The organism is Hoyosella sp. YIM 151337, assembly GCF_026041215.1.
Classification (GTDB): Bacteria; Actinomycetota; Actinomycetes; order Mycobacteriales; family Mycobacteriaceae; genus Hoyosella.
On sequence record NZ_JAPEIQ010000013.1, the window covers coordinates 98,584 to 124,789 of the forward strand.

Here is a 26,206-nt window from a genome sequence, read left to right on the forward strand (position 1 = left end):
CTATGTGTCGTCACCTTGCGTACATCGGGCCGCCCGTACGGGTGCGCGACCTCCTGACAACTGGTGAGCACTCTCTGGTTCACCAGTCGTACCAGCCGCGCGACATGCGCGGCGGTGGTGTGGCCAACGCGGACGGTTACGGGGCGGCGTGGTGGGATGGGCCTGCTGCTGCAAACAGTGCGCTGCCCGCGCGGTACCGGTCGGCAAAACCCATCTGGGCCGATACGGCCGGGCTCGACGCGCTCGGCGCGATCACCTCCGGCGCGATTGTGGCGGCGGTCCGAAGTGCTACCGAAGGCATGCCGGTCATCGAGACTGCCTGCGCACCATTCCTCTACCGCGAGTGGGCGTTCAGTCACAACGGGTACGTCGCCGGCTGGCCAGGCAGCCTTGCTGAGCAGGCGCAGGCATTGCCAGTGGTTGATTTGATGACACTAGAGGCGCCAACCGATTCCGCCGTCTTGTGGGCACTCATACGCCGAGAGATTGCAGCGACGACTACCGCCGAGGCCGCCGTGGCGGTCCTCGCGGACGTGATGGTGCGAACGCAACGAGCCGCACCAGGTTCCCGGCTGAACTTCCTTGCGAGCAATGGAGAGTCCGTTGTCGCAACCACCTGTGTTCATTCACTGGCCATTTCCGTGACCCCGGAGAGCGTGCTGGTGGCAAGCGAACCGCTTTGTGCTGCAGCGGAATGGCAGTCAGTACCCGACGGACATGTTGTTATCGCGGTACCGGGCAAGGCCCGCATCGCATCTGTTGACGAGTGGAAGGCCGCATGACCACACCGCACCGAATCGACATGCACGTTGACCCCATCGACCGCGAGTCGTCGCTTATCGCAGATGTGCGCGGCGGTTTGTCGGCCCGGCCGCGGTGGCTGCCGCCGAAGTGGTTTTACGACGAGCGCGGCAGCGTGCTGTTCGACGCGATTACCGAGCTGCCTGAGTACTACCCCACCCGCACCGAACGGCATCTTCTCCGCACCTGTGCCCCGGAAATTGCGCGCATCACCCAGGCGCGGACGCTCGCGGAGCTCGGTTCGGGATCATCAGAAAAAACGCAGGTGCTCATTGAAGCACTAACGGCACAGTCAAATTTGACAACGTATGTGGCACAAGATGTTTCAGAATCCGCGCTGCTCGGCGGAATGACTGCGCTAGCGGATCGCTACCCAGGCCTCGATATTCACGGCGTCGTGAGTGACTTCTCGGCCGGAAACTTCCGCGAGGGCCTGCGATCAATGCCGCATTACCCGGACACCCTTTTGGCATTTCTCGGCGGCACTATCGGCAATTTGGTGCCTGCGGAGCGCAGGAACTTTTTCGCTGCAATGCGGGAAAAACTGGGACCGGGTGAACACTTACTGATCGGCATCGGGCTCGTCACGGATGAAGCCACCATGCTGGCAGCGTATGATGATGCTGCTGGCGTTACGGCTGAATTCAACAAGAATGTACTTCATGTCCTTAACCGCGAGCTAGGTGCGAATTTCCCGGTTCAGCATTTCACGCACGTCGCCGCGTGGGATGCGGACAACTCGTGGATCGAGATGCGATTACGCGCCCAGCAGGCTTTGAGAATAGTGATACCGCGTGCTGAACTCACAATTTCGCTGAACGCGGGAGAAGAAGTCCGGACTGAGATTTCGGCGAAGTTCGAGCTCGGCGCTTTTCGAGGTGAGCTTAAATCGGCCGGTTTCGAGGAGGTGGCGCACTGGCTTGATGCAGATGAGCGGTTCGCACTTCTCCTCGCTCGCGCCGACCGTATAGTGCCCTAAAGACACAATCAGAGGTCAAAAAGATCACGGTCACATAAGGATTATTCACGCCACCAAAAGCCGCCTATACCATTGAGGTGGGTCGGACTACAGCATTTTGGTTGGTGTGTGATGAAAAAGAAGCTCTCGGCCTGCCTCGGTTCCCTTATCGTGGCACTTGCGCTGACCGTGTTCCCTGCGTCCACGGCGATCGCAGCCCCGCCTCCATACTGCGGAATCACGTGGGGCTCGCTCACGAAGTCAAACGTAACCATGTCGGCAGCCCCGGTCGTTAACGTGCGGTCTGGACAGCACGGTTGTTTCGACCGTCTCGTCGTTGATATTGCAGGAAAAGTAGCGGGGTATCACGCGACCTATACCGGTACCGTCCGGCACGACGGCTCCGGGCAAGCAGTACCACTGCGTGGCGGCGCTTACATCGAGTTTGTTGTGCGCGCGCCAGCGTATGACTCCGCAGGGCAGCTGACATATCGTCCGGCGAACCGGAATGAACTCGTCAACGTACACGGTTACCAAACGCTCCGGCAAGTGGCCTGGGCCGGGTCTTTCGAGGGCCAGACCACATTCGGCGTTGGTGTACGCGCACGACTGCCTTTCCGGGTATTCACCCTGGACGGCCCTGGTGCGCACAGCCGTGTAGTGATTGACGTGGCACACTTCTGGCACTGACCCGTAATCGGCAGCAATACCGCGATATGCAGGATATTTAACGCGCATATCAAAACTGCTCATTACATAATTGAAGCGGACATAACGGTCCCATAAGGATCCGCCAACTTCCGGGTCGCTGCCCCTACCATTGGGTTAGGCCGCATCGCAGCGATTTTGGAGGTGTGTGATGAAAAAGAAACTTTCAGCGGCCCTGGGATCAGCAGCATTAGCTGGCGCATTAACTGTCGCACCGGTATCGACGGCGACCGCGGAACCGCCGCCGTACTGCGGCATCACGTGGGGTTCGCAAACGAAGTCTGAAATGAACTTGTCCACTGGCACTGTCCAGGGTGTGCGCTCCGGCCAGCACTGGTGTTTTGACCGCATCGTTGTGGATATTGCCGGCCCGGTGGCTGGATATCACGCTGACTACGTCGACACGGTGCGACAAGAGGGGTCCGGCTTCCCGGTTCCGCTGCGCGGTGACGCATACATCCAGTTCTCTGTCCAGGCTCCCGCGTACGATCATCAAGGGAACCGTACCTACCAACCCGCGCATGATGCCGAACTCGTCAACCCCGAGGGGTATCAGACACTGCGCCAAGTCGCGTGGGCCGGATCCTTCGAGGGTCAAACAACACTAGGGATCGGAGTTCGCGCACACCTTCCGTACCGCGTATTCACGCTTGAGGGCCCAGGTGAGTACAGCCGCGTCGTGATCGACGTGGCGCACTTCTGGCACTGAATGACAGCTAGCCCTCGCACACGGTGAGGAAAGCACCGAGCTCTTCGAGACCCTCGGGCGTTGCGGGCATGAAGTCCGTGAGTGCCGGTGACCGCACAATCACAGCCAGCCACTGGCCTCGTGAAATGGCCACGTTGAGCCGATTGCGGTTGAGGAGGAATGCCATTCCTCTCGGTACATCTTCGAGTGCGGACGCCGTCATCGACACGATGGCCACCGCGGCTTGACGGCCCTGGAACTTGTCGACTGTTCCGGCCATCACGTCCCCGAAGCCTGACTCCCGAAGCACCGCGCGGAGCGTATTCACCTGCGCGTTGTACGGGGCGACAACAATGATGTCGCGGGTGCCGAGCGGCCGTGCAGCGGCGTCGGGCTGCGGCTGCCACGGCGTACCGAGCAGCTTCGCGATCTCGTCACGGATCGTGAAGGCTTCCTCGATCGACGACGTCGAGTTCCCGCGATGATCAACCATAATGGTCGTGACCCCGGGTGTCACGCCCTCGAGGCTGCGAGCGCGGGTTACCGCCTCCTCGCTCATCAGGCGGCCTTCGTACGAGAGCGCAGAGACGGCGCGGCACAGTTCGGGATGCATGCGGAAGGTCCGCTCGAGAAAGTAGCCATACTCCGGGGGAATCGTGCCGTGGTCACCGATAAGCCAGCCAAGGGCAGACTCGTCGATCGGCTCGGGATGCGTCCCCTGACTAACCTGCGGCAGTTGCTGGGGGTCACCGAGCAGCAGCAGATTTCGTGCGGCCCCCGCAACAGCAAGCGTGTTTGCGAGGCAGAACTGGCCCGCCTCGTCGATGACGAGCAGATCCAGCGCACCCTCCGGCACATAGTTCGGATTCGCGAACGTCCACGCAGTCCCACCGATGACAGCACCACTGGCCGCGGAGTTCAGTGCAGCAGCGAGTGCTTTGCCGTTCCCCAGCGTGGTCCACTGCTTCGATCCGAGCTTGTTGTCCGGTTTGAAGACGCGTTCTCCGGACACCCCAGCTTCGACGATCCCGTCGAGCATGTTCTCGACAACCGAGTGTGACTGCGCGACCACTCCCACTTTCCAGTGGTGCTTCAGCACAAGGTCGCTAATTACTCTCGAACCGGTGTATGTCTTCCCGGTGCCTGGCGGTCCCTGCACGGCGAGATACGAATGGTCAAGGTCGAGCACTGACGTGATAATCGCCGCCGCAGCGTCATTGTGTGCGACGGGCGTGAGGCCCTGCGCCGGACTGCTTGCCTGAATGCGTGGCGGTTGGCGCAACAGCACGTCGACTGCAGCGGTGCTGGGAAGCTTCGGCCAGTCCGTAGCGAACGAGTGCGCGAACCGCTCGACTGCGTCTTTCAGCACCGCAGCGGGCGGCGGCGCCCCCGGCGTCAGCGCGACCGGCTTCGCGGCGTACGGCTCACACTCTTTAGGGCACGACTCTTCAAGAATGAAGCAGTCGTCTGCTACCGGGAGACCTAACTCGTAGCATCGCTCGGCGCTGAGAATTTTCACCGACCGGTAGCCGCGTGCCCCTGGTACGGGCTGCCTGGCACTGTCCGGGCATGGTGTGTCGTATAGGGCAAATGCGTCGCCACCGTCGCGCAGCGTGGCACCGTTGGGCGCCTCCCCACTCACACGGAGGTACCGGCGCAGTATCCGCTGTTTCGGTCCCTTCGTCCACTCCGTGAGCACCTCACAAGAGTCGAACACGAGCGCCTCCGACGACTCTGCGAGGTCGGCTTCAGAGGCGCTGAGGCGATCAAAGTGCCCCCACCAGAATGGTTTATCTTCACGCCAGTGGTAGTTCATCGCCGCGGCGGTCATCGCTGCCGCCTGTTGTTCACCGGAGCGGTGGGTGCGTGGCGCCTCTCCGGCGACCTCGAGCAGTGACTCCTCCAGTGGTGACGTGTCGAAATCAGCTGCGAGTTCCTCGGCGTCTGCTGCTGAGGGGACAAGCGGGACTCCATGCTGGCGTGCTTGCCTTGCGAGCCAATTCCGCAAATGCAGCGTGGAGTCGCAGTCGTATCGGTTATAGTCCTCGATCGATGCGAGGACGGTGTTGGCCGCATCGATGCCCCCGTCGGACACGAGCTCGCAATAACGCGCATATTCCGCGATCGAGTCACCGGCGGTCGTGACGTCACCGCCCCGCAAATGCGCACCCATATACAGCGGTTCCAGCTTCTTGATGCTGTACGAGGGCTTCCCGATCCTGATCGACTTGCGAACCAGCGGGTAGAGATCGACGAACACGTTCGCGCGCAACAGCGTGTCTAGTTCGGCTTCACCGACGCCATGCCGCCCGACAAGCCTCCGCAGGGCTGTCTTTTCGTATGGAGCGTAGTGATACACGTGCATCTCCGGATACCGGTCGCGGCGCTCGACGACGTAATCGAGAAAGTGCCGCAACGCGCGCTTCTCTTGCGCCCGGTCGTGTGCCCAGAAGGCCCGGAAGCGCGTCGCCACACCGGAGTCATGGTCAATAGCTGCGTCGGGTGCTTCGACGATCCCGAACAGGTACTCCAGCCCCCAGTCCGCGGAGCCGTCTTCGGCCCAGAGCGGATCACCCTCGAAGTCAAAGAATATGTCCCCCGCACTGGGCTCGGGCAGTTCGCGCAGTGCACTGGCGTTGTGGAGGGCGAAGTACGGCACGCCCGTGCGCTCTTCCTCGACCTGGGCCGCCGCTTGTGCGCACAGCCGATCGAGCGCGTCAGGCGAAATTCCAGGGATTCCCTTCCGGTGGCCGCTGAGCCCAGCCAACTGGTCGATCGTCGTAATGCCAGCCCGATTGAGGCGGGCGCGCTGCACGGTCGTGAGCCCCGCGACAAGGATGACGTCGCGGGTGCGAGCGATGTCGGCGGCGGCGAGTTCACTGCGCACGTCCGCGGTGTAGCGCGAGTCTCCCCACGCGACGGGCCCGGGCTCGCCGAGGTGCACATCGAGAATGGCATCAAGTCGTGCTCTGCGCTGCCGGTAAACCGGCAGCACGTCGGTGAGCCGGTGATTCGTGACAGTGCCGTCACCGAGGACGAGGTGCATGACAGGGGACACTCTCATCCCGGCATGAAGCAGTTGATCCGCGTAGGCAGCGAGCTGCAGCAGGGCAGGCACGCGCGCGTGCCGGGCGAGCTTGGTGTCGTACACCGCATACGCCGGACCTTGAGGGGTGTCTTCCCGGATAAGGAAATCGCAAAACCCAGCAAACCTGCCGTCGAAGAACGTGCCCTGGTAGATGACCGGCGCCTCATCCCTGATCGCCTCGATCGTGTCGGCGGCCGCAGCTGTCAGCGCTGCTTTCGCGAATACCGGCCGTGCCAGGGCGGCTACCGCAGCACCGTACTGCGCGGTCAGTTCATCCAGCATCTTCCGTTCATGCGCTTCCCCGAGCGCTGCCGTGCGCGCGAACAGCGGGTCCGGCTCGCCACCTCGCGCTGACACGCGGCCGAGGGCCATGTCGAGACTTCGCAAGAAATCGAACTCGCTTACCGCTGCTAGTGCGAGGTCTGTTGCGCTATAAACGATTTCCGGTTGCGTGGTGACATCGCGCGAATCGCCTGGCAGGAGGAACACGCCACTAGCCTAGGTCACCGCACTGACAGTCTTTCGCGCTGACCGTCATCCTTTCCCTGAGGGGTCGCGGTTGATGATGGCATATGCCGCAATCCCGAGAATTGCGATAACCGCGAATGCGGAACTCGGCAGCACTGGGCCGAGCATCGCACCGCCGAATGGATGGCTGAACAGCAGCGCCACCGCCAGTATGACGATTATCAGGGCACTGACAGCACCCACCGCTCCGAGCTGTGCCGCGGAGATGCGCTGCGGGTTACGAGCATGAGCGAGAATCTGCGCGAGGGCACGCGTTGCAGCGTGTAAGCGCAGCGGCTCCTCGGCCGATCGTCCGCGGTAGCTGCGGCGGAAGTCGCGAGCTGTGGACACGTGCACGCGATTTGCCGTGGCCGGTTTGCGCTGTTTTCGGGGGACGCCGGGGTCGTCAGTGCGCGCCATGTGCTCGCAACCTCCTCCAGCTTAACCCTCCACTTTAGGTTGATTCTAAGCGGAGGTGGGAGACGCTGTAACCGTGTTGAGAGGTTAGCTCCATCACGGCGAATCCGTTCGTTGCGGTAACAAAACCAGCACCTCATACGCGTGCATGTGCATTCTGATCGAAATTAGGGTTGACTTACTTAACTGTGACGGCAGATCCTGAACAGCCACCCCAGACTGGCGGTGCAATCCTGCGCCGGACATTGCACCGCAACCGTGCCCGGATGAGCGGGGCCACGCTCTTCCTGGGCCTCCACCAGGCAGCAGAAACCGCTGTGCCCATCGCAATTGGTCTCATCGTCGACTACGCCATCGCCACGGCTGACTTCACCCGGCTATCTGTATCGCTGGCCGCGTTAGCTGCGCTTTTCATCGTTTTGTCCTACGCCTGGCGATTCGGTGCACGCCTATTGAGCGTGGCATATCAGCGTGAATCACACGCACTGCGTGTCGAAGTCGCCCGTCGTATCCTCGACCCGCGCGGGCTGGATTCGCCCCTTAAGTCTGGTGAGTTCATCACCATCTCCACGTCGGACGCGGACAACGAAGCGGAGATTCTTGACGCAATACCGCGCGGTATCGCTGCGATCGTTGCCGTCACCCTCATCGCGGCCGCACTCCTGACGATTCACCTGCCCCTCGGTGTAGCGGTGCTCATCGGAACCCCGCTTATCTTGCTCGGACTGCAGGCCGCCACCCCCGGCCTCGTACACCGATCTCACGCCCAGCAAGAAACAGTCGCTCACGCTGCGGCGATGGCGACGGACCTGCTAAGTGGCCTGCGGCCGCTGCGCGGCGTGGGCGGCGAGGAATCCGCGGCGCAGCGTTACCGCCAAGCCAGCCGCCGCGCACTGGCAGCCCGAATGCGGGCCGCCACTGCGCACGGGGCCTACACCGGTGTGAGCATGACCGTCAGCGCATTGCTCGCTGTGTCCGTTGCTGCAGCCGCGGGCTGGCTCGCGCTTAGCGGCGCGCTCACGGTGGGTGAACTCATCATCGTCGCCGGGCTCGCACAGTTCCTTCTCGAGCCGTTGTCAACCCTTGCCGTCCTGCCCGGACACCTCGCGCGTGCGCGCGGGTCCGCGCAGCGGCTCGCGAGCGTGCTGGCCGCCCCTCCCCTGCTGCCCGTGCCTGAATATGACACCGTCAATCCCGGGAAGCTGGAGCTCGAGAGCATCGCTTACCGATCGCTGCGCGGGGCCACTTTCACTGCGGTGCCCGGCGAATTCGCCGCCATCTACGCGTACGACCCGGCAGACAGTGATGCGCTCGCGCTCGTTCTGTCCGGCCAGCTGCCACCGCGTGACTATTCGGGCGTTGTTCGTATCTCGGGCGTTCCGGTGAGCGACTTGACGACCACCGCGGCGCGCGAAGTCCTGCTGTGGGAGCCGCACCACACCGATCTGTTTGCGGGCACCCTGCGCGAGAACATCACCCTCGGACGCACCGCCAAGGGCGACGCCGCAGCTCGCCTCGACATAGCGTTACGCGCATCAGCCGCCGATGACGTCGCGGCTCTGCACACTGCCGGCCTTGACCACGAGATCGGCGAAAAGGGCGGCACTCTCTCCGGCGGACAACGACAGCGAGTCGCGCTGGCGCGGGCTCTCTACGCGCAGACACCGATCCTGGTCCTGCACGATGCGACGACAGGGGTGGACGCGGTCACCGATCATGCGATCGCGCGGGGTGTGCGAGATGTGCGCAGCCGCCCGACAAGCGAGCCGGTCCGTCAGCACACCACCATCGCCATCACAGCGAGCCCTGCCTTCCTCAGTGCCGCCGACCGCGTCATCGTCATTGCTGACGGCGCGGTGGCAGCGGAGGGCACCCACGCCCAGCTGCTAGAGCAGAATTCGCGATACCGTGAGGCGGTGACCCGGTGAAACCTCAGATTTTGCCGATCGGGGACGCTGGTGCCACGGCAAAGTGGCTGCTGCGAGAACTTCGGCAGCGCTGGATCGCAACCTGCACCACCATCGTGGTCTCCGCGGCGGCAGCTGGTGCCACCATCGTCCCAATCTGGGTGCTTGGCATCCTTGTAGACCGGGTTCGGGCTAATGCACCCGCCAGCGACATCGGCGTGCTCGCGGCGGTCATGGTTACTTCAGCGCTCATCGCCGGATGCCTCACCGGCGTCAGTTACCGGATGATTGCCGGGATCGGTGAATCCATGCTCGCCGACCTCCGTGAGACCTTCGTGAACCGCGCGCTGCATCTCCCGCTCCAACAAGTCGAAGCCGCAGGCCGCGGGGACCTACTCGCTCGGGCCGGCGACGATGTCGCCGTCATCAGCCGCGCGGTCTCCAACGTCATTCCCATGCTGATGACGGCACTTCTCACAACGATTCTGAGTATCGCCGCCATGGTTGGCCTCGACTGGCGACTCGGCCTCGCCGGGCTGCTGGCAGTGCCAATGTACGCACTGGCACTGCGCTTTTACCTGCCGCGTTCAGGGCCAATGTACGCGGCCGAACGGGTCGCGATGGGTGAACGGACGCAAGCCCTCGTGGCGAGCATCGACGCTGCGGCAACCATCCGTGCGTACCGTTACGAGCAGCCGCGCCTGCTCCTGATCGACACCGCATCCGCCAGGGCGCGCGACATTGCGATTACCGTATTCCGGCTCTTCACTCGCTTCGCCGCGCGCGGCAACCGGGCAGAGTATGTCGGACTCGCGTCGGTGCTCGCTGTCGGTTTCGCACTTGTCAGCCGCGACATCGTGACTGTGGGGCAAACCACCGCTGCAGCATTGCTTTTCCACCGCTTGTTCAACCCCATCGGGATGCTCCTGTGGACGTTCAGCGACATACAGTCCGCCGGAGCGAGCCTGGCTCGCCTCGTCGGCGTTGTTCAACTCCCGCAGCCTCATGCCGAAGCGGCGGCGCACGATCCCGCGGACGCCAGTCTCGAACTCTGCAGCATCAGCCACAGCTACGACGGCGTGCATCCGGTGCTTCGGAATATCTCCCTCAGGATCCGTCCCGGCGAACACGTCGCCATCGTGGGCGCCACCGGTGCCGGTAAATCTACTTTGGCTGCTATCGCGACGGGAACGCTTGCGCCATCCCGCGGCCGGGTCCTCGCTGGTGGTATCGATATCAGTGAGTTTGGCCCGCACCTGCGCGGGCACATCGCGATAGTCACGCAAGACGTACACGTTTTCGCCGGAACGCTCGCCGACGACGTACGCCTCGCCGTTCCCGGTGCGTCCCACGATGAGGTGACCTCGGCGCTGCGGACCGTCGGTGCACTGCCGTGGGCCGAAGCACTGCCAGACGGGATCACCACGCGTGTCGGAGAAGGCGGACATCCGCTGACCGCGGCGCAGGCACAGCAACTCGCGCTGGCCCGCGTCGTGCTCGCCGATCCCCGCATCGTCGTCCTCGATGAGGCAACGGCCGAAGCGGGCAGCGCTGGGGCCCGAGAACTCGAGAGCTCGGCACGCGCCGTCATCGAAGGCCGCACTAGCCTCGTCATCGCGCATCGCCTCACCCAGGCAGTGCACGCTGACCGGATCGTCGTGCTTGACCACGGCGCTATCGCCGAAGAGGGCACACATGACGAACTAGTGGCCCGCGAGGGGCGCTACGCGGCGCTTTGGCACGCGTGGCTCGGGCACGACGCCGAACCGGCAGAGGCTAAGTCGAGCGTTACTGGATAGGCTGCACACGTGGGAGAAGGTTCGACCGAGAACGCCGCCGCGCACGCCCCGCCCGTCCTCACCGACGGTGTCGTTACGCTGCGCCCGTGGCGGGACTCTGACCTCGAAGCCGCCACCCGCGGCCATGACGAGGAGATCCGCCGGTGGACCGGCGGAATGACCGCTGATGGTCTCCACGATGCCGTGAGCCGCTGGCAGACTTCCGGGGACGCGCGCGGCGGCGTGAGTCTCGTCGTCGAACACGACGGCATGCCCGTCGGCTACGTGGAGGTGCGACGCACCGCAGAAGACACCGGCGAACTGTACTGGGTGTTGTTCGCGGGCCAGCGCGGACGCGGCCTCGCTACGCGCGCCCTTGCCCTGCTCGCGGACTATGCGTTCACCGAGCTCGGCTTCGCCCGGATCGAGGCACGCGTCGACGAGGAAAACCTGCGCTCGATCCGGCTTGCCACACGGACGGGTTTGCGGCGTGAAGGTGTACTCCGCAAAGGACGGCGCCACGGGGATGAATGGCGCGACATTGTTGTTCTCGCGCGCCTCGCCGACGACCCGCCTCTGCGTGAGCCTGGCGGCTTCCGCGAAATTCTCAATGCTTTCCTCCCCCGCAAGCGTGCGATCTCACAGCTTCTTGTCCGTGACGACGCGCAACGTGTGCTGCTGTGCCAGTTGACCTATAAGCGCGACTGGGACCTGCCTGGTGGCGTCGTCGAGGTTGGTGAATCGCCGCATATTGCGGTTACACGGGAAGTCCAGGAAGAGTTAGGTATCCAACTCGGTGCAGGCCGCCTTTTGCTCACGGACTGGCTGCCGCCATGGGGTGGCTGGGATGATGCGCTGTGCCTGGTGTTCGATGGCGGCGCACAGCCCGCCTCTATCGTCGACTCGATCGTGGCCGACGCGAAGGAAGTGCGGACCGCTGAGTTCTGCACGCTCGACGAAGTGCGCGCGCGATGCGCCGACTTCACCGCGCGCCGCATCGAATCCGCGCTGCGCGCCCTGACTAGCAATGACCCGCACTACACAGAATCTGGACGGCCATGACACTTCAGCAGCTGGGGACGCTGGAACTGCGAGTAGGCACGATCCGCGCGGCAGAACCGAACCCAAAAGCCCGTAACCCAGCGTATGTCCTCCGTATAGATCTGGGACCTCTCGGGATCAAGACGTCGAGCGCGCAAATCACTGAGCGATATACCCCCGGCGAGCTGGTGGGGCGTCAGGTGGTGTGCGTGTGCAACCTTGAGCCGAAACGTGTGGCCGGTGTGAAGTCCGAGGTGCTGACCGTCGGTGTGTACACCAGTGACGGATCGGTCACACTCGTATCAATTGACCATCCCGCCGAAAACGGGTCACTCCTCGCGTAAGCCTTCCATCGGACCCGGCTCGTGCCCCGGACGGCCCTTTGTGCGCCGGTCTTCTTTCATCTCCGCTTCGAACACGTGCCGGATACCGTCGGCGAGACTCTCACGGGCCTCCCGCTCCAGACCTCGGAACGCCGACCAGTAGCCGTCGTCGAACTCTTCGACGATCTGAAACGTCCAGCGACCGGGCAGCACGTTGAGGCCAATAAGCTCATCTTCGATGCGCTGCGCGACGTCGTGATGTCCCGCATCGCGCAGCATGTCAGCGGCTTCAGACAGCTTCGCGTCACCGCCTCCGATGAGCTGATGGAACGAATACAAGTGGCCGCGGGCACGTTCGATCATCTCCAGCGCCTCAGAAAACCGGCCCAAAGCAGCCACAGTCGTGTCGTCGAGACCGGCCGGCCGCCGCCCCGTCGAGGAACGCGCTACAGGGAATCTGTCAGTCACCCAGTCAACTCTACTGCCGGGCGATCCGGCGATTCACGGCGCGCAGCACCCGCAGCGGTGCCAACTGCGCCGTGTTGAACATCATGGAGGCCTGACGGCCCACAGGGATATGAGTGGGCCTCGGGAACGGAAACCGCGCTGGCTGTGTCGTTTCGAAGATCCGGCGCGCGACATCGTCCGCCGTAAGATGGACTCCCAGGGAGGCCATCGAACCCGTGCGTTCGCCCTCGATCATCGCCGTCCGCACGAAAAGCGGCCATACCGCGAAGACTCTGATTCCGTCGCGCCGCCATTCGATGTCCAGTGCCTCCGTGAGTGCACGAACAGCGAACTTCGAGGCCGAATATGCCGCGAGCTCGGGCTGTCCGTAAATCGCGGACGCCGAACACACATTTACCACTTGAGCTCCGGGTGTCGCCTTGAGATACGGGTAGGAGCGGTAGCACCCGTTCATCACACCGTCGACATTGACACGCATGATCGCCTCCTGCGCCTCAAGGGGAATGTCAACGAACTTTCCGGCGCGCAGGATTCCGGCATTGTTGATCAGGACGTCGAGACGGCCGCTCGTGCGTTTCATGAACTCGCCGAGCACTGCTTCCCATTGCGCGGGGTCGGTCACGTCGAGCTGCGCGGTGACAGTCGAATTCGTCGGCGCTTCAGCCGCCAGGGTCTGCAGCCCGTCAGCATCGACGTCCGTCGCGCACACGAGGTAACCCCGCGAGGCAAACTGCAGCGCGGTGGACCGCCCAATACCAGCGCCCGCACCGGTAATGAGCACGCTCTGGCGTGTTACAGACATCCCAGTCCTCTTCCCGTTCTTGCCAGCATCATCGTCGCATGTGCACCCCAGGTTTCTGATCATTGCGAAGAGCGCGCCCGCGAGTGATAGTTTCTGGCGCATGCCGACTCAGGCCTTACCTTTTGGTGTCCTGCGCCGCCGACGTGACCACAGCGTAGGGGCAATCGAGCTCTTTTTCGACCTTGTCTATGTCTTCACGATCATTCAGTTGTCTCATTACTTGTTGTACGACGTAAGCTTCCGCGGCGCCGCGGAAGCACTCGTCCTGTTTTTCGCGGTGTGGTGGGGGTGGAACTACACGGCATGGGCGATGAACTGGCTCGATCCTGACCACGCTGGTGTGCGGGGCCTTCTCGCTGTGCTCATGTTCGCCGCGCTGGTGATGGCGATTGCGATTCCAGACGCGTTTGCGGACAGCGCCGCGTTGTTCGTCGGCGGCTACGTCTTTCTGCAGCTTGTTCGCAGCGCGTTCATGGTATGGGCCTTTCGCGGCCAGCTCATGGCGCGCAACTACGCGCAACTGCTGTCGTGGAGTGTATTTGCGTCCATCTTCTGGATTTCCGGAGTTTTTCTTCCAGACGATCTGCGCCTCGTTGCCTGGATCGTGGCGGTGGCCCTCGATTACCTCGCGCCCCTGGCTGGCTTCTATCTCCCCCGGATCGGGGCGACCTCCATGGCGGACTGGCCACTCACCGAGGAGCATCTTGCTGAACGCAACCGCCTTTTCTTTATCATCGCACTCGGTGAATCAATCCTCGTCCTCGGCTTCACTTTGTCTGACATCGAGCTAACCGCGCCGACGATCGCAGGTGCAGTCACCGGATTCGTGACAATAGTGTTCCTGTGGTGGCTGTACTTCAGTTTCCGGCACGGCAACGTTGAGCGAAAACTGCGCTCCGACACAGACGCCACCACCGCCGCCCGGGGTGCCTACGCGTACGCACACGCACTGATGGTTGGGGGAGCAATCGTCGTTGCCGTAGGCATCGAGCTCGTAACGTCACACCCGATGGACACCGCTGACGTGACCATCGCCGCCATCGTCATGGGCGGCCCAGCCATTTACCTGGTCGGCAACATCATCTTCAACAAGACGCGTAACGGGGTGGTTCCGTCGTCCCGTGTGTACGCACTCCTCGCAGTTGCGGGCCTCTTCGTCATCGCCGGCATCGCCGATTTTCCTGGCCTTGTCGTCGCGATAGCCGCGATGGCGGTCCTCGTCATCCTTGGTGCGACGACCGGCGAACTGCGATCATGCGCCCGGGGCTGAGGCCCCGGCAACGAGTTATCCACCCGTACGCGACTTCTCACGGTGTGCAACCGCGGGAAACGCATATGGGTGGAAAACCGTGGCCGGGCTGAGCTACCGCGGGCTGTTCGCGGTCTCCCACGCCCGGTCGTACGGGCTGGTACCGCGTTTCACGACATCTTTGCTGCGGTACACGACGTAGGGGCGAACCAGGTACCCCAGTGGCGCGCTGAAGACGTGGACGAGCCGGGTAAACGGCCAGATCGTAAAGAGCACGAGGGCTGCGAGCGCATGCAGCGCGAAACTCAGCGGTATACCAGCCATGAGCGAGGGATCGGGCATCAGCATGAACACACTGCGGAACCACGGCGAAACCGTCTCGCGGTAGTCGTAGCCGCCCGCGAAGATGTTCTCCCACACCGTGTTCAGCATTCCCGTGATGACGGTAACGATGAACACCGCGTACATGAAGATGTCGCCCTTGGTCGTTGACTTTCGCACGGCGGGGACGGTGACCCGGCGGTACAGCAGAATCGCAAGTCCAGTGATCACTGCGATCCCTGCGATCGTGCCGGGAATCACTGCCAGGTAGTGATAAGTGTGATCGGAGATGCCCACCGCTTGCGTCCACGTTTTCGGGATTGCTAGTCCGCCGATGTGGCCGGCGATCACCGCGAGCAGACCGAAATGAAATAGCGGGCTGCCGATCTGCAGCAACCGGCTTTCATAGATCTGCGACGACCGTGTCGTCCACCCGAACTGGTCGTGACGGTACCGCCAGATATGCCCCAGTACGAACGAGGTGAGCGCGATGTACGGCAAGATCTGCCAGAGAAGTGTATTCACAGCGGTCCTCCCGATCGGGCAGGGAATGACGGCGCCGGCAGCAGCTCCGGCGCGTTGAGCGACGGGTCAATCGCGTATGGGTCCATCCCCACTTCCTCCTCAGGTGGCCCTTCGGAGGCGAGCACCCTGATCTCCGCGCGATCCGTGGTTGTGAGAGGCCGCAGCGTCAGGCAGAGTGCGTCCGCCACCGCGGCGTAGGGTGACTCGCTGTCGTGCAGGGAGAGCCGCAGAAGCTCGATAACCGCGCGGTGCCGGGCGAGTATTCTCCCTCCTGCACGGGCGTCGACCGTGGCCGCGAATTCGAGGACGGCGGGCAGGTAGTCCGGCAACTCATGCTCATCCAGCACCGCCCCTGAGGCACGGTATGCCTGTTTCATCATCAACAGCGCCCCGCCTCGTTTGCGAGTGTCTCCGTAGGCGTAGTACGTGAGATGCAGACTCGAGCGCCGCCGCATGTCGAACGTTTCGACGTAGTGCGCAGCAAGTTCGAGCTGACCTGCGCGCTGCGCATGTTCAAGGAATTTGTGCAGTGAATCCCTTGCAGAACTTGGCAGTTGGTCGGCCGCCGCAACGAGGTCAGGAAGCATCACAAGCGTGCGGGGATGCGGATAGTCGAGCAGCAACGCGCATATTCGCCAGACAAGGCGCGCTTCGCGTTCCGTGTAGCCGTCCTTAGGACGGTGGCTGCGCAGCAGGCTCACGGCACACGCTCCACTGGGTTTTTCTGAGGCAGAAGCCCATTCGTGGAGTTGCCGTCCCAGTTCAGCAGATTCACGCGGTTCGCCTTTCCTTCCGGAGCGGCCACATTGGTGTCGTCCAGGAGGTGGAACTTCTCCGCCATCGCATCGAACGCCGTCATTCCCGCGTCGTTCATACCGGGACCGCCATCACCGTCGAGGCTGCAGGACGTGGCGATCGCTTCAAGACGGTGCGCGTCCGACGTTGCACCCGTTGGGATCACGTATCGCTCGTCGTACTTCGCGAGCGCGAGCAGGCGGTACATCGCCTCGATCTCGTACGTCGTGAGGTGAACTGATTGCGCGACCGAGGGGTCGATGTCCTCCCCCAGATTGACCTTACGCATGTGCGCGCGCATTGCCGCGAGCCGTTGCAGCGAGGAACGCACGGGCCCAGGATCCCCAGCAGTGAACAGCTCTGCGAGGTATTCGATTGGGATCCGCAGCGCATCGATCGCACCGAACAGATTGCCACTGTCTTCACCATCGCCGCCAGACTCTGTCACCGCGTCGACCATCGGCGAGAGCGGCGGCACGTACCAGACCATCGGCATAGTCCGATATTCCGGGTGCAGCGGCAGTGCGACCTGATAGTCGGCGATGAGCTTGTACACCGGCGAATTCTGCGCAGCATCAATCCAGTCAGGCGAGATCCCGGCCTTCTCTGCCGCGTCGATGACGCGGGGATCATGCGGGTTGAGGAAGACGTTGAGCTGCGCCGGGTATAAGTCCCGGTCGTCAGGAACCTGGGCAGCCTGCGTCACCGCGTCAGCGTCGTACAGCATCACGCCGATGTAGCGCAGCCGGCCCACACACGTCTCCGAACAGATGGTCGGTATTCCGACCTCCACCCGCGGGTAGCAGAACGTGCACTTTTCTGCTTTGCCCGTTTTGTGGTTGAAATAGATCTTCTTGTACGGGCAACCCGACACGCACTGCCGCCAGCCTCGGCATTTGTCCTGGTCAACCAGCACGATGCCGTCCTCTGAGCGTTTGTAAATTGCGCCGGAGGGACAGGACGCGGCGCATGATGGGTTGAGACAGTGTTCGCAAATGCGGGGCAGGTAAAATATGAACGTCTGCTCGAACTCAAGTTTGATCTTCTGGCTGACCTGCTTGAGGATCGGGTCTTGCGCCACCTGCTCGGGTCCGCCCCCGAGATCGTCATCCCAGTTTGCGCCCCACGTGACCTTCGTATCTTCACCGGTGATTGCTGATTTCGGACGCGCGACAGGCGTGGTGTCCATTGGCCCGGAACCGAGAATGGTGCTGTAGTCGTACGTCCACGGTTCGTAGTAGTCCGCGACTGTCGGCAGGTCAGGATTGGCAAAAATGTTGCCGAGCCGCTTTAACCGTGATCCCGATTTCAGTGTTACTTTGCCGCGCCGATTGAGGGTCCAGCCGCCTTTCCAGCGTTCTTGATCCTGATACTGGCGCGGGTAGCCCTGCCCCGGGCGGGTTTCAACATTGTTGAACCACGCGTACTCGACGCCGGAACGGTTGGTCCATGCTTGCTTGCACGTCACCGAACACGTATGGCAGCCAATACATTTGTCGAGATTCATGACCATGGCGATCTGAGCCATCACCCGCATAGCAGTGCTCCCTTCCTACGTCCCGTTTGCGCCATCAGTAGTCCACCTCCTGCGCACGGCGACGAATGGTCGTCACCTCGTCGCGCTGATTGCCTGTCGGGCCGTGATAGTTGATCGCGAACGACTGCTGCGCGTATCCCCCGATCAGATGGGATGGTTTGATCATCACGCGGGTGAGGGCGTTGTGAATGCCGCCGCGCTTGCCAGTGCGCTCGATGCGCGGCACATCCACCGCCCGGTCCTGCGCGTGGTACATGAACACGGTTCCTTCGGGCATGCGGTGGCTGACGATTGCGCGCGCGACCACGACACCGTTGCGGTTGACCGCTTCGATCCAGTCGTTGTCCGCCACCCCAATCTTCTCGGCATCCACCGCCGACATCCAGATCGTCTGGCCGCCGCGGGACAGGGTCAGCATGTGCAGATTGTCCTGGTAGGCGGAGTGAATTGACCACTTCGAGTGCGGCGTCAAGTACCGCACGGTCACACCCGCGGTGCCTTCACGATTCGCGACATCACCGATGCGCGGTTCACTAAAAAGCGCCGTCATATCGAGTGGCGGGCGGAATACCGGCAACTGTTCCCCGATTTCGGACATCCAGTCGTGGTCAAGGTAGAAGTGCTGCCGGCCGGTGAGGGTGTGCCACGGCTTGAGGCGTTCAGTGTTGATGGTGAACGGCGAATACCTGCGTCCGCCCGACTCTGACCCCGACCATTCTGGCGAGGTGATCACCGGCACGGGACGGGCTTGCGTGTCCGCGAATGTAATGCGCTTGCCCTCATGCTCTGCCGCCAGGTCCGCAAGCTTGGTCCCGGTGCGTGTTTCGAGGCTGTGAAAACCTTCGGTGGCGAGCCTGCCGTTGGTCGTGCCCGAGAGCGCGAGGATAGCCTCGGCTGCGTCCGTATCCTTCTTCAGGGATGGCCGGCCCGCGGCGGCGCCGGTCGGAACGACGCCGTTGACACCCTTGAGGTACTCCACCTCCTCCGCGGGGTAGGTCGTCACGCCTTTCACGGTCAGCCCGATTTGCTCCACCAGTGGGCCGAGGGCCGCCATCTTGTCGGCAAGTGCTGGATAATCACGCTCCACCACGGTAAGTTTCGGCATCGTCTTGCCAGGAATGGGCTCGCATTCGCCCTTCTTCCAGTCTTTGACAGTGCCGCCGGGTTGTGCGGTCGCATCCGCGGTGTCGTGCATCAGTGGTGTCGCTACGATGTCTTTCCGCTTCCCGAGGTGCTTCTCAGCAAGCCAGCCGAAGCCGCGTGCGATGCGATGAAACGCATCGAAGTCGGTTTTTGTTTCCCACGGCGGACTGATCGCCGGCGAGAACGCATGGACAAAGGGATGCATGTCGGTGCTCGACAAGTCGTGCTTCTCGTACCATGTCGCGGCGGGAAGCACGACGTCGGAAAACAGCGTCGTCGAGGTCATCCGGAAATCAAGGGACAGCAGCAGATCCAGTTTTCCGGCGGGTGCCTCGTCCCGCCACTTGACCTCTTCTGGACGAATACCTTCGGTGTCGGACGCGCGCAGGTTCGTGTCCGCACCAAGAAAGTGCTTCAGAAAGTACTCGTTACCTTTGGCCGAAGATCCCAGCAGATTCGACCGCCACACCGTCAGGACGCGCGGAAAGTTCTCCGGTGCATCCGGATCCTCACACGCAAACTGCAGATGACCGGTCTTCAATCCATCGACGACGTGGTCGATAGGGTCCTTTCCCAACCGCTCCGCGTCATCCACGAGGTCGAGTGGGTTGCGGTTGAAAGTCGGGTAGGAGGGCATCCAGCCCAGCCGCGACGCCAGTGCAATGTTGTCCGCTGCGGTGCGTCCGCGAAACGCGCCCTTCGCCAGCGGCGACGCGACAACTTCCGACGTGAACGGATCGTAGCGCCATTGGTCCGTCGCCAAGTACCAGAAAATCGTTCCCTGCATCTGCCGAGGTGGACGTGCCCAGTCCAGCCCGAAAGCCAAAGTGCCCCAACCAGTCAGCGGACGGCACTTCTCCTGACCCACGTAGTGCGCCCAGCCGCCGCCGTTGACGCCCTGGCAGCCGGTCAGCAAAGTCAGTGCGAGGAACGAACGGTAGATCTGATCGGAATGGAACCAGTGGTTCGTACCGGCTCCCATCAGGATCATCGATCGGCCACCGGAGCGCTCCGCATTGTCAGCGAACTCTCGGGCAATCTTCGCCGCGGACGCGGCCTTTACACCGGTGATTGCCTCCTGCCAGGCGGGCGTGTAGGTCTCGGATGCGTCGTCGTAGCCCTGCGGCCAGGAGCCCGGCAGTCCATCACGGTGCACGCCGTACTGCGCGAGCATGAGGTCAAACACGGTGGTGACGCGCTTGCCGGCGACAGTGCGTACTGGTACCCCGCGCGTGAGCACTTCGGGTGTGGGAGTGTCGAAGCGCGGCAGTCTCACCTCCGCTGCCTCGGCTCCGCCGTGCAGGGTAAGTGCCGGGACCCGATCGCCGAGATCAAGATTCCACTGCCCCTTACCGGACGCGGTGAAGCGATGTCCCAGTGAACCATTCGGCACGAACGGCTCGCCAGTCTCGGAGTCGAGGAGGACAGTTTTGAACTCCGCACCCTCGGCATCAGATCCGAGGTCCGCGGCCGTGAGGAACTTGCCCGGCACGAACCCGCCGCCGCGCTCTTCGAGCGTTACCAGGAAGGGCAGATCGGTATAGGTGCGGACGTAGGAAAGAAACCGCGGTGTCGTTTTCTCTACGAAGAACTCTTTCAGAATGACGTGCCCCATCGACATGGCCAGCGCACCGTCGGTGCCCGGTCGGGCGGGCAGCCATTCATCCGCGAACTTGGTGTTATCGGCGTAATCGGGCGAGACGACAATGACTTTCTGGCCCCGGTACCGGGCTTCGGTCATGTAATGGGCGTCCGGTGTGCGTGTCACCGGAACATTCGAGCCCCACATGATGAGGTAACCGGCGTCGAACCAGTCGGCGGACTCGGGCACATCGGTCTGGTCACCGAATACCTGCGGCGACGCTTCGGGCAGGTCGGCGTACCAGTCGTAGAACGACAACATCGTGCCGCCCAGCATCGATACGAAACGGGCGCCAACCGCGTGCGAGACCATCGACATCGCCGGGATCGGTGAGAACCCAGCGACCCGGTCCGGTCCGTACTTTTTGATCGTGTGAACGTGCGCCGCAGCGACCATTTCGGCCGCTTCCCACCATTCGGCCCGAACGAAGCCACCTTTGCCGCGGGCGTTCTTGTAGCGGCGCGACTGCTCTGGGTCATCGGCGATATCGGCCCACGCCAGCACGGGATCCTTAAGCCGTTCCTTCGCTGCCCGGTACATTTCAAGCAACGTCCCCCGAACGTAGGGGTAACGGATCCGCGCGGGTGAATAGGTGTACCAGGAGAACGATGCGCCGCGAGGGCAGCCGCGCGGCTCGTATTCAGGTTTGTCGGCACCGATCGACGGATAGTCGGTCTGTTGCGCTTCCCAGGTGATGATTCCGTCTTTGACGTAGATCTTCCACGAACACGATCCGGTGCAGTTCACTCCGTGTGTGGAACGAACAACCTTGTCGTAGGACATGCGATCGCGGTAGAAAGCGTCCGCTTGTCGCCCGCCAGACTTGTGCACCGTGCGCAAGTCGGCGGAGGCGTCGCCGCGCTGAAAATGACGGCCAAGGCGCAGCAGTGATTCGGCGATGTCTGGACTGCTTACACTGCGCGCGCGAGAGTGGGCAAGGTCGGTCACAACTGTCCTCTCGTAGGACCACCAGAAGCCGGTTCGTAAACTCCGGCATCTCGTGCAAACTGCGATGGGCTGGGCAGGTGGAGATGACTGTATATACGGGTTGACCTGCGACTCAACGCGCGCTGCGCATCGCACCATGCGGTGTGGAAACCCGTGCGGAGCGCGCAATGCGGCAGTTACACACGAGGCGCCGGCCGAGGTGGGCACATGCGTGTGAACAGCGCATTATGCGCCGCGCTCCTTCAGGTCGCTGCGGCGCGGTGAAGTGTGCGGAACAGAAATTTAACGTTGCGAAACGCACGAGACGAATTGCCCGCAGGGATGCGGGTGCAGGAATCTCACACCTAGGGTGGCTGGGCATCCTCGGCGCGGGGGCGCAAGATTGCTAACAAGAGTTAAGGAGCGTAGACGCCCTCCGAGTCTGGTGGGAAACTAAGAACGGGCAGCCCGCACCTGGTGAGAGGATCGCTCGTGGCGCCGGCGACACAGTTCGGGTCTGTCGTCCGTCCCGCAATAGGAGGCTGGACGAAATGACAAGCGAAGGGGACACTCCCGGCACAGCCGGCAGACCGTATTCCGGAGGCAGCGCCGATGGCGCCGGACTCGCGGACGAACTCGCAGCTGCCGGGTTTACCAGTGCCAAGCTGGTGGGCCGCGGCGGTTTCGGCACCGTCTATCGGTGTGTACAAGCGGCAGTGGGCCGTGTTGTCGCCGTTAAAGTGCTTTCATCCGATCTGGATCGTGACAACCGCGAGCGGTTTCTCCGCGAAGGCCATGCGATGGGGCGGTTGTCCGGCCATCCCAATATCGTGAACATCATCCAGGTCGGTACAACGGCATCCGGACGCCCATACATAGTGATGCCGTTTCACCCGCGCGACTCGCTCGCCGTGCGCTTGCGACGGCATGGACCGATGGCGTGGAGCAGCGCGATCAGCATCGGAGTCAAGCTCGCGGGAGCGCTCGAAACGGCACACCGCGTCGGGACCCTGCATCGCGACGTCAAACCGGGCAACATCCTCATGTCCGATTACGACGAGCCGCGACTCACCGACTTTGGCATAGCCCGCATCGAGGGTGGTTTCGAAACCGCCACCGCCGCCTTCACCGGCTCGCTTGCATACACCGCACCGGAAGTGCTCCAAGGTGGCAAACCCACGCTTGCCGCCGACATCTACGCGCTCGGCGCGACCCTGTTCGCACTGATCACCGGGAAAGCCGCCCACGACCGCCGCACCGGCGAAGAGCTCGTCGCTCAGTACGTGCGCATCACGACCCAGCAGATTCCGGATCTTCGGCCGCGCGGCATACCCGACGTCGTCTGTACGGCCATCGAGACGGCGATGGCCCTCCAGCCTGAGGATCGCTGGTCCAGCGCCGAGGAGTTTGGCCACGCGCTGCAAGCCGCGCAAGAACGTTTTGGGCTGCCGGTCGACGATATGGCGATTCCTGAGTTCGATGAGAGCGAGGGCAGCGACGAAACATTCGCCAGCGGCTTCGGGGCTGGTGGCTCCGGTCTTACGGAGACCGTCTCCCCTGGCTATAACGAATTCACGCCCCCTTCACCTACTGCACCGCCCACCGAAGCAGCTCCTGCACCGCCACCTGCTATTCCGCCCGCGAAACCGGCTGAACAGGCAGGAGCCGCCGCCAGCCCAGCGCCTACAGCCGAGCCGTCGCACCGCGCTGCGCCGCCGGAGACTCGTCGAAGCCGCGCGCGAAGGATTTCTGCCTACGCGGCGATCGTCCTCATTCCGATCCTCATCGCCGGTGTGACATGGGCATTGTGGCCGCGCGGCGGAGCAGCGGCGTGCACGATGCCGCCGTACTCCCACGATGAATGCTCATTCGAGACAGTGGCGGCGACCTGGCTGCCGTATTCGGACGCGCCGCTATCCCGGCAGCAAACCGCGACCGCGGTAGACGAGGGCGGCATTGTCTGGGTGATCGGTGGCCTCGATGACAACGGGGCGGGCAGCGACGCGGTCCGCGGATACGATCCAGGCGGGGGGCGCCAATGGCGCACCGGACTGAGCCTGCCTGAGCCAGTGGACCACGCGGCCGCCGTTGTCTACAACGGTGACCTCGTCGTTATTGGCGGCTGGCTCGATGATGGATCCAGCGTTACTGGCCAGGCACTCACGCTCCGTGAGGGGCGCCGTTGGGTCGAATTGCCGCCGCTCAACCACCCCCGCGCCGCCGCTGCGGCCGCTGTCGCGGATGGCAAGATAGTAGTTTTTGGTGGTCAGGCGAACGGTGAGCTCGTTACTGAAACCGAGGTGTTCGACGGAAACGAGTGGTCCACAGCCGCACCCATTCCGGTACCCCGTGAACATCTCGGTGCGGCCACGGACGGCACCTACGTGTATGCGGTCGGGGGCCGGCAGCTTTCGGTTGACGCCAACACCGCAGCATTCGAACGGTACGACCCCGCGGCAGACACGTGGACGCAACTGCCAGACCTGCCCACCCCGCGCGGCGGCCTCGGGGCTGCATACTCCGACGGCCGGATCATCGCGGTCGGCGGTGAACTGCCCGATCGCGTCAGCGGCGCCGCCGAGGCGTACGACCTCGCTTCTGAAACCTGGTCAGAGCTCCCCGAGCTCGGAACCCCGCGGCACGGATTATCAGTGGCGGCGGTTCGCGGGGAAGTTCAGGCGATCGGCGGTGCAACGCAGATCGGGCATCGCAATGCGACCGCGAGCACGGAAACCCTCCGCATCCCCGCACCGCGCACAGATACCGACTGGTGGATCGAGGTGGCCGAGCCGGGCACGCCAAGGCAATGGTCGGCCGCAGCTGTCGTCGACGGACTTGCCTGGGTAGCTGGGGGCATCGATGACCGTGGATCGACGGCACTCGTCGAGGCGTTTGATCCCAGCGGACGGCCCCCCGATTGGCGTCGCGGACTGGCACCACCGCTGCCGGTCGACGTGAATCACGCGGCGGCCGTGTCGTACCGCAACGAGCTAGTGCTCATCGGCGGCTGGTCGGCGGAAGGGGGCGACACCTCCGCGGTTGTGTCCGACCGTGTATTCGCTCTGCGCAGCGGCCAGTGGACCGAACTTCCGGCATTGAATCATCCGCGTGCCGCGGCCGCCGCAGCGGTCGCCGGAAACAAGATCGTTGTGCTAGGTGGCCAGTCAGACGGTGAACTCGTGCGCGAAACTGAGGTGTTCGATGGCACCGCGTGGACAGTCGCTGGCGATATCCCCACCCCCCGCGAACATCTCGCTGCAGCGAGCGACGGCACCTACGTGTACGCGATCGGCGGCCGTGAACTCACTGTGGATCGCAATTCCGCCGCGGTTGAGCGTTTTGACCCCGTGACCGGCAGGTGGGAGTTCCTGCCTCCGCTGCCGGAGCCCCGTGGCGGACTGGCAGCCACGTACGTCCAGACCGCGGCGCGGGAGGGCTACATCGTCATTGCGGGGGGTGAAGAGCCGACGCATGTGCTGTCCAGTGCCTTCGCCTTGAATCCCGCCACGGGCGCGTGGACCCAACTGCCGGACCTCCTGCGCGGGCGGCATGGGCTCTCGCTCGTCACAGTAGACACCACGGTGTACGCGGTTGGCGGCGCGACCCGGCCTGGCCACACCGCGTCGACCAGTGCGGCGGAAATGCTGAGCTTCGAGTGAGTCTGGCGCAACCACCAGCACGCAACAAGAGCGTGACGACACTCGGCCTGTCTAGACGCACAGCCCTTCGCCGGTGACGCCGCGTGCACACATCACCGTGCGTTCAACGGTGCGCAGCGTGACTGCACCTTCTGTAGTTTCCGTCTCAGCCGCGTCCTCCGCGGGCAAGCCAAAAACGTGCAGCCGGTAACCCATCACGGAGTCATCTCCGAGTCCCACGACGTCGTATGTCACCTCGTGCAAATCCCCACGTTCCGCGGGCCCGGACTTCACGACACGTGAAGGCGGCTCGTCTGACGCGTAGAACTCCGCGACCTGCAGCCCCAGCTCTTCAATGGAGTCCGCACTGAAGCGGCCTTCGGCCTCGACGATCGCGCTCGTGGCGTCATCAGTCTGGCCGAGCTGGGTGAGGTTACGGGCGTTTACCCAGCCGGTGCTTTCCCCAGAGTCCAGTTCGTACCAGGTTGAGTCGGGCAGCGACCAGTTGTTGCCGGTCGCGGTAAGAATCGCGGTCAGCGGATCGAGATCGCTGATTACTGAGGCCGTTTCCCCGGGCGTTTCGAGCAGTGCGATCGTACCGGGGTATTCCACCCCGACGATCGTCATGTCCGCACCTGCTTCGGGGCCGAATAGGCTCGGTTCGCCTTCTAACGATTCGTCCTCGTCTGCCGGGTCCGCAGGTTCCTCGGTGGGGCTAACGGCCGTGGGCGGCACCGGCGGCACCGTGGTGTCGTCCGGCGCAGGAGCGTCAGGCTGCGCACACCCCGCTAGGACGAGGAATCCCGCTGCAGCGGCTGCAATCACGAGTCGATGCTTCACACGCGAGTCCATGCGCCCATGCTACGGCGCGCTGCCCGGTTTGCGCCGAACGTCTGCCGAGCTGTGACACTGCTGTCATCGCGCCGAGCGCGATTCGAGAGGA

Annotated in this window: 19 protein-coding genes; 10 read left to right on the top strand and 9 right to left on the bottom strand. The window is 63.2% G+C overall.

Going from position 1 to position 26,206, the window contains the following annotated elements:
- Window positions 1–2 precede the first annotated feature (2 nt).
- From egtC to ONR57_RS06595, 4 genes are all read left to right on the top strand, one after another.
- On the top strand, window positions 3–782 hold the full coding sequence (gene egtC / locus ONR57_RS06580; RefSeq protein WP_265122300.1) for an ergothioneine biosynthesis protein EgtC: 780 nt from the start codon (window positions 3–5) through the stop codon (window positions 780–782).
- The gene (gene egtD, locus ONR57_RS06585) at window positions 779–1,780 is read left to right on the top strand and encodes an L-histidine N(alpha)-methyltransferase (protein ID WP_265122301.1); all 1,002 of its coding nucleotides are present in this window, start codon (window positions 779–781) and stop codon (window positions 1,778–1,780) included. Before egtC ends, egtD begins: the two co-directional genes overlap by 4 nt.
- A 111-nt stretch (window positions 1,781–1,891) precedes the next feature.
- A complete protein-coding gene (locus ONR57_RS06590; protein WP_265122302.1) occupies window positions 1,892–2,449 on the top strand; it encodes a hypothetical protein in 558 nt (185 codons plus the stop codon).
- Between the two features lie 169 nt (window positions 2,450–2,618).
- Window positions 2,619–3,176 (top strand): hypothetical protein, encoded by a 558-nt coding sequence (locus ONR57_RS06595; RefSeq protein WP_265122303.1) that lies wholly within the window; start codon window positions 2,619–2,621, stop codon window positions 3,174–3,176.
- Window positions 3,177–3,183: 7 nt separating this feature from the next.
- On the opposite strand, the gene ONR57_RS06600 is transcribed toward ONR57_RS06595, so the two are convergent.
- Both ONR57_RS06600 and ONR57_RS06605 read right to left on the bottom strand, forming a co-directional pair.
- Window positions 3,184–6,732: a bifunctional RecB family nuclease/DEAD/DEAH box helicase gene (locus ONR57_RS06600; protein WP_265122305.1), complete on the bottom strand. Its 3,549-nt coding sequence runs from the start codon at window positions 6,730–6,732 to the stop codon at window positions 3,184–3,186.
- A 45-nt stretch (window positions 6,733–6,777) separates the two neighbouring features.
- Entirely contained in the window at window positions 6,778–7,170 is a 393-nt protein-coding gene (locus tag ONR57_RS06605) for a hypothetical protein (RefSeq protein WP_265122306.1), read from the bottom strand.
- A 263-nt stretch (window positions 7,171–7,433) separates the two neighbouring features.
- Between ONR57_RS06605 and ONR57_RS06610 the strand changes: the two genes are divergently transcribed.
- The 4 genes from ONR57_RS06610 to ONR57_RS06625 are packed head-to-tail and all read left to right on the top strand — an operon-like array spanning window position 7,434 to window position 12,237.
- A complete protein-coding gene (locus ONR57_RS06610; protein ID WP_265122730.1) occupies window positions 7,434–9,095 on the top strand; it encodes an ABC transporter ATP-binding protein in 1,662 nt (553 codons plus the stop codon).
- A complete protein-coding gene (locus ONR57_RS06615) occupies window positions 9,092–10,873 on the top strand; it encodes an ABC transporter ATP-binding protein (RefSeq protein WP_265122307.1) in 1,782 nt (593 codons plus the stop codon). Before ONR57_RS06610 ends, ONR57_RS06615 begins: the two co-directional genes overlap by 4 nt.
- Window positions 10,874–10,882: 9 nt before the next feature.
- A complete protein-coding gene (locus ONR57_RS06620; protein ID WP_265122308.1) occupies window positions 10,883–11,914 on the top strand; it encodes an NUDIX hydrolase in 1,032 nt (343 codons plus the stop codon).
- The gene (locus ONR57_RS06625) at window positions 11,911–12,237 is read left to right on the top strand and encodes a tRNA-binding protein (protein ID WP_265122309.1); all 327 of its coding nucleotides are present in this window, start codon (window positions 11,911–11,913) and stop codon (window positions 12,235–12,237) included. The genes ONR57_RS06620 and ONR57_RS06625 overlap by 4 nt, the downstream gene beginning before the upstream one ends.
- Here ONR57_RS06625 and ONR57_RS06630 read toward each other — a convergent pair.
- Together ONR57_RS06630 and ONR57_RS06635 are read right to left on the bottom strand one after the other, a co-directional pair.
- Window positions 12,223–12,684: a hypothetical protein gene (locus ONR57_RS06630; protein ID WP_265122310.1), complete on the bottom strand. Its 462-nt coding sequence runs from the start codon at window positions 12,682–12,684 to the stop codon at window positions 12,223–12,225. The two genes, ONR57_RS06625 and ONR57_RS06630, sit on opposite strands and share 15 nt — an antisense overlap.
- 10 nt (window positions 12,685–12,694) lie before the next feature.
- A complete protein-coding gene (locus tag ONR57_RS06635; protein WP_265122311.1) occupies window positions 12,695–13,486 on the bottom strand; it encodes an SDR family oxidoreductase in 792 nt (263 codons plus the stop codon).
- 100 nt (window positions 13,487–13,586) lie between these two features.
- Between ONR57_RS06635 and ONR57_RS06640 the strand changes: the two genes are divergently transcribed.
- Window positions 13,587–14,756, top strand: coding sequence for a low temperature requirement protein A (locus tag ONR57_RS06640; RefSeq protein WP_265122313.1), 1,170 nt, complete (start codon window positions 13,587–13,589; stop codon window positions 14,754–14,756).
- Between the two features lie 93 nt (window positions 14,757–14,849).
- Here the strand turns inward: ONR57_RS06640 and narI are convergent, their stop codons facing one another.
- The 4 genes from narI to ONR57_RS06660 are packed head-to-tail and all read right to left on the bottom strand — an operon-like array spanning window position 14,850 to window position 21,646.
- Complete coding sequence (gene narI, locus ONR57_RS06645) at window positions 14,850–15,581, bottom strand: respiratory nitrate reductase subunit gamma (RefSeq protein WP_265122315.1); 732 nt, start codon at window positions 15,579–15,581, stop codon at window positions 14,850–14,852.
- Window positions 15,578–16,282: a nitrate reductase molybdenum cofactor assembly chaperone gene (gene narJ / locus ONR57_RS06650; protein WP_265122317.1), complete on the bottom strand. Its 705-nt coding sequence runs from the start codon at window positions 16,280–16,282 to the stop codon at window positions 15,578–15,580. Before narJ ends, narI begins: the two co-directional genes overlap by 4 nt.
- Window positions 16,279–17,913 (bottom strand): nitrate reductase subunit beta, encoded by a 1,635-nt coding sequence (gene narH, locus ONR57_RS06655; protein WP_265122319.1) that lies wholly within the window; start codon window positions 17,911–17,913, stop codon window positions 16,279–16,281. Before narH ends, narJ begins: the two co-directional genes overlap by 4 nt.
- Window positions 17,914–17,947: 34 nt before the next feature.
- Window positions 17,948–21,646, bottom strand: coding sequence for a nitrate reductase subunit alpha (locus tag ONR57_RS06660; protein WP_265122320.1), 3,699 nt, complete (start codon window positions 21,644–21,646; stop codon window positions 17,948–17,950).
- 530 nt (window positions 21,647–22,176) lie between these two features.
- On the opposite strand from ONR57_RS06660, the gene ONR57_RS06665 reads away from it, so the two are divergent.
- Window positions 22,177–25,284, top strand: coding sequence for a serine/threonine-protein kinase (locus tag ONR57_RS06665; protein WP_265122321.1), 3,108 nt, complete (start codon window positions 22,177–22,179; stop codon window positions 25,282–25,284).
- Between the two features lie 51 nt (window positions 25,285–25,335).
- Here the strand turns inward: ONR57_RS06665 and ONR57_RS06670 are convergent, their stop codons facing one another.
- Window positions 25,336–26,115, bottom strand: coding sequence for a hypothetical protein (locus tag ONR57_RS06670; RefSeq protein WP_265122322.1), 780 nt, complete (start codon window positions 26,113–26,115; stop codon window positions 25,336–25,338).
- Between the last annotated feature and the right edge of the window lie 91 nt (window positions 26,116–26,206).

Bases quoted from the DNA above. Each gene is read 5' to 3' on its own strand.
- egtC (WP_265122300.1), top strand. From the start codon at position 3: ATGTGTCGTCACCTTGCGTACATCGGGCCGCCCGTACGGGTGCGCGAC.
- egtD (WP_265122301.1), top strand. From the start codon at position 779: ATGACCACACCGCACCGAATCGACATGCACGTTGACCCCATCGACCGC.
- ONR57_RS06590 (WP_265122302.1), top strand. From the start codon at position 1,892: ATGAAAAAGAAGCTCTCGGCCTGCCTCGGTTCCCTTATCGTGGCACTT.
- ONR57_RS06595 (WP_265122303.1), top strand. From the start codon at position 2,619: ATGAAAAAGAAACTTTCAGCGGCCCTGGGATCAGCAGCATTAGCTGGC.
- ONR57_RS06605 (WP_265122306.1), bottom strand. From the start codon at position 7,170: ATGGCGCGCACTGACGACCCCGGCGTCCCCCGAAAACAGCGCAAACCG.
- ONR57_RS06610 (WP_265122730.1), top strand. From the start codon at position 7,434: ATGAGCGGGGCCACGCTCTTCCTGGGCCTCCACCAGGCAGCAGAAACC.
- ONR57_RS06625 (WP_265122309.1), top strand. From the start codon at position 11,911: ATGACACTTCAGCAGCTGGGGACGCTGGAACTGCGAGTAGGCACGATC.
- ONR57_RS06635 (WP_265122311.1), bottom strand. From the start codon at position 13,486: ATGTCTGTAACACGCCAGAGCGTGCTCATTACCGGTGCGGGCGCTGGT.
- ONR57_RS06640 (WP_265122313.1), top strand. From the start codon at position 13,587: ATGCCGACTCAGGCCTTACCTTTTGGTGTCCTGCGCCGCCGACGTGAC.
- narH (WP_265122319.1), bottom strand. From the start codon at position 17,913: ATGCGGGTGATGGCTCAGATCGCCATGGTCATGAATCTCGACAAATGT.
- ONR57_RS06665 (WP_265122321.1), top strand. From the start codon at position 22,177: ATGACAAGCGAAGGGGACACTCCCGGCACAGCCGGCAGACCGTATTCC.
- ONR57_RS06670 (WP_265122322.1), bottom strand. From the start codon at position 26,115: ATGGACTCGCGTGTGAAGCATCGACTCGTGATTGCAGCCGCTGCAGCG.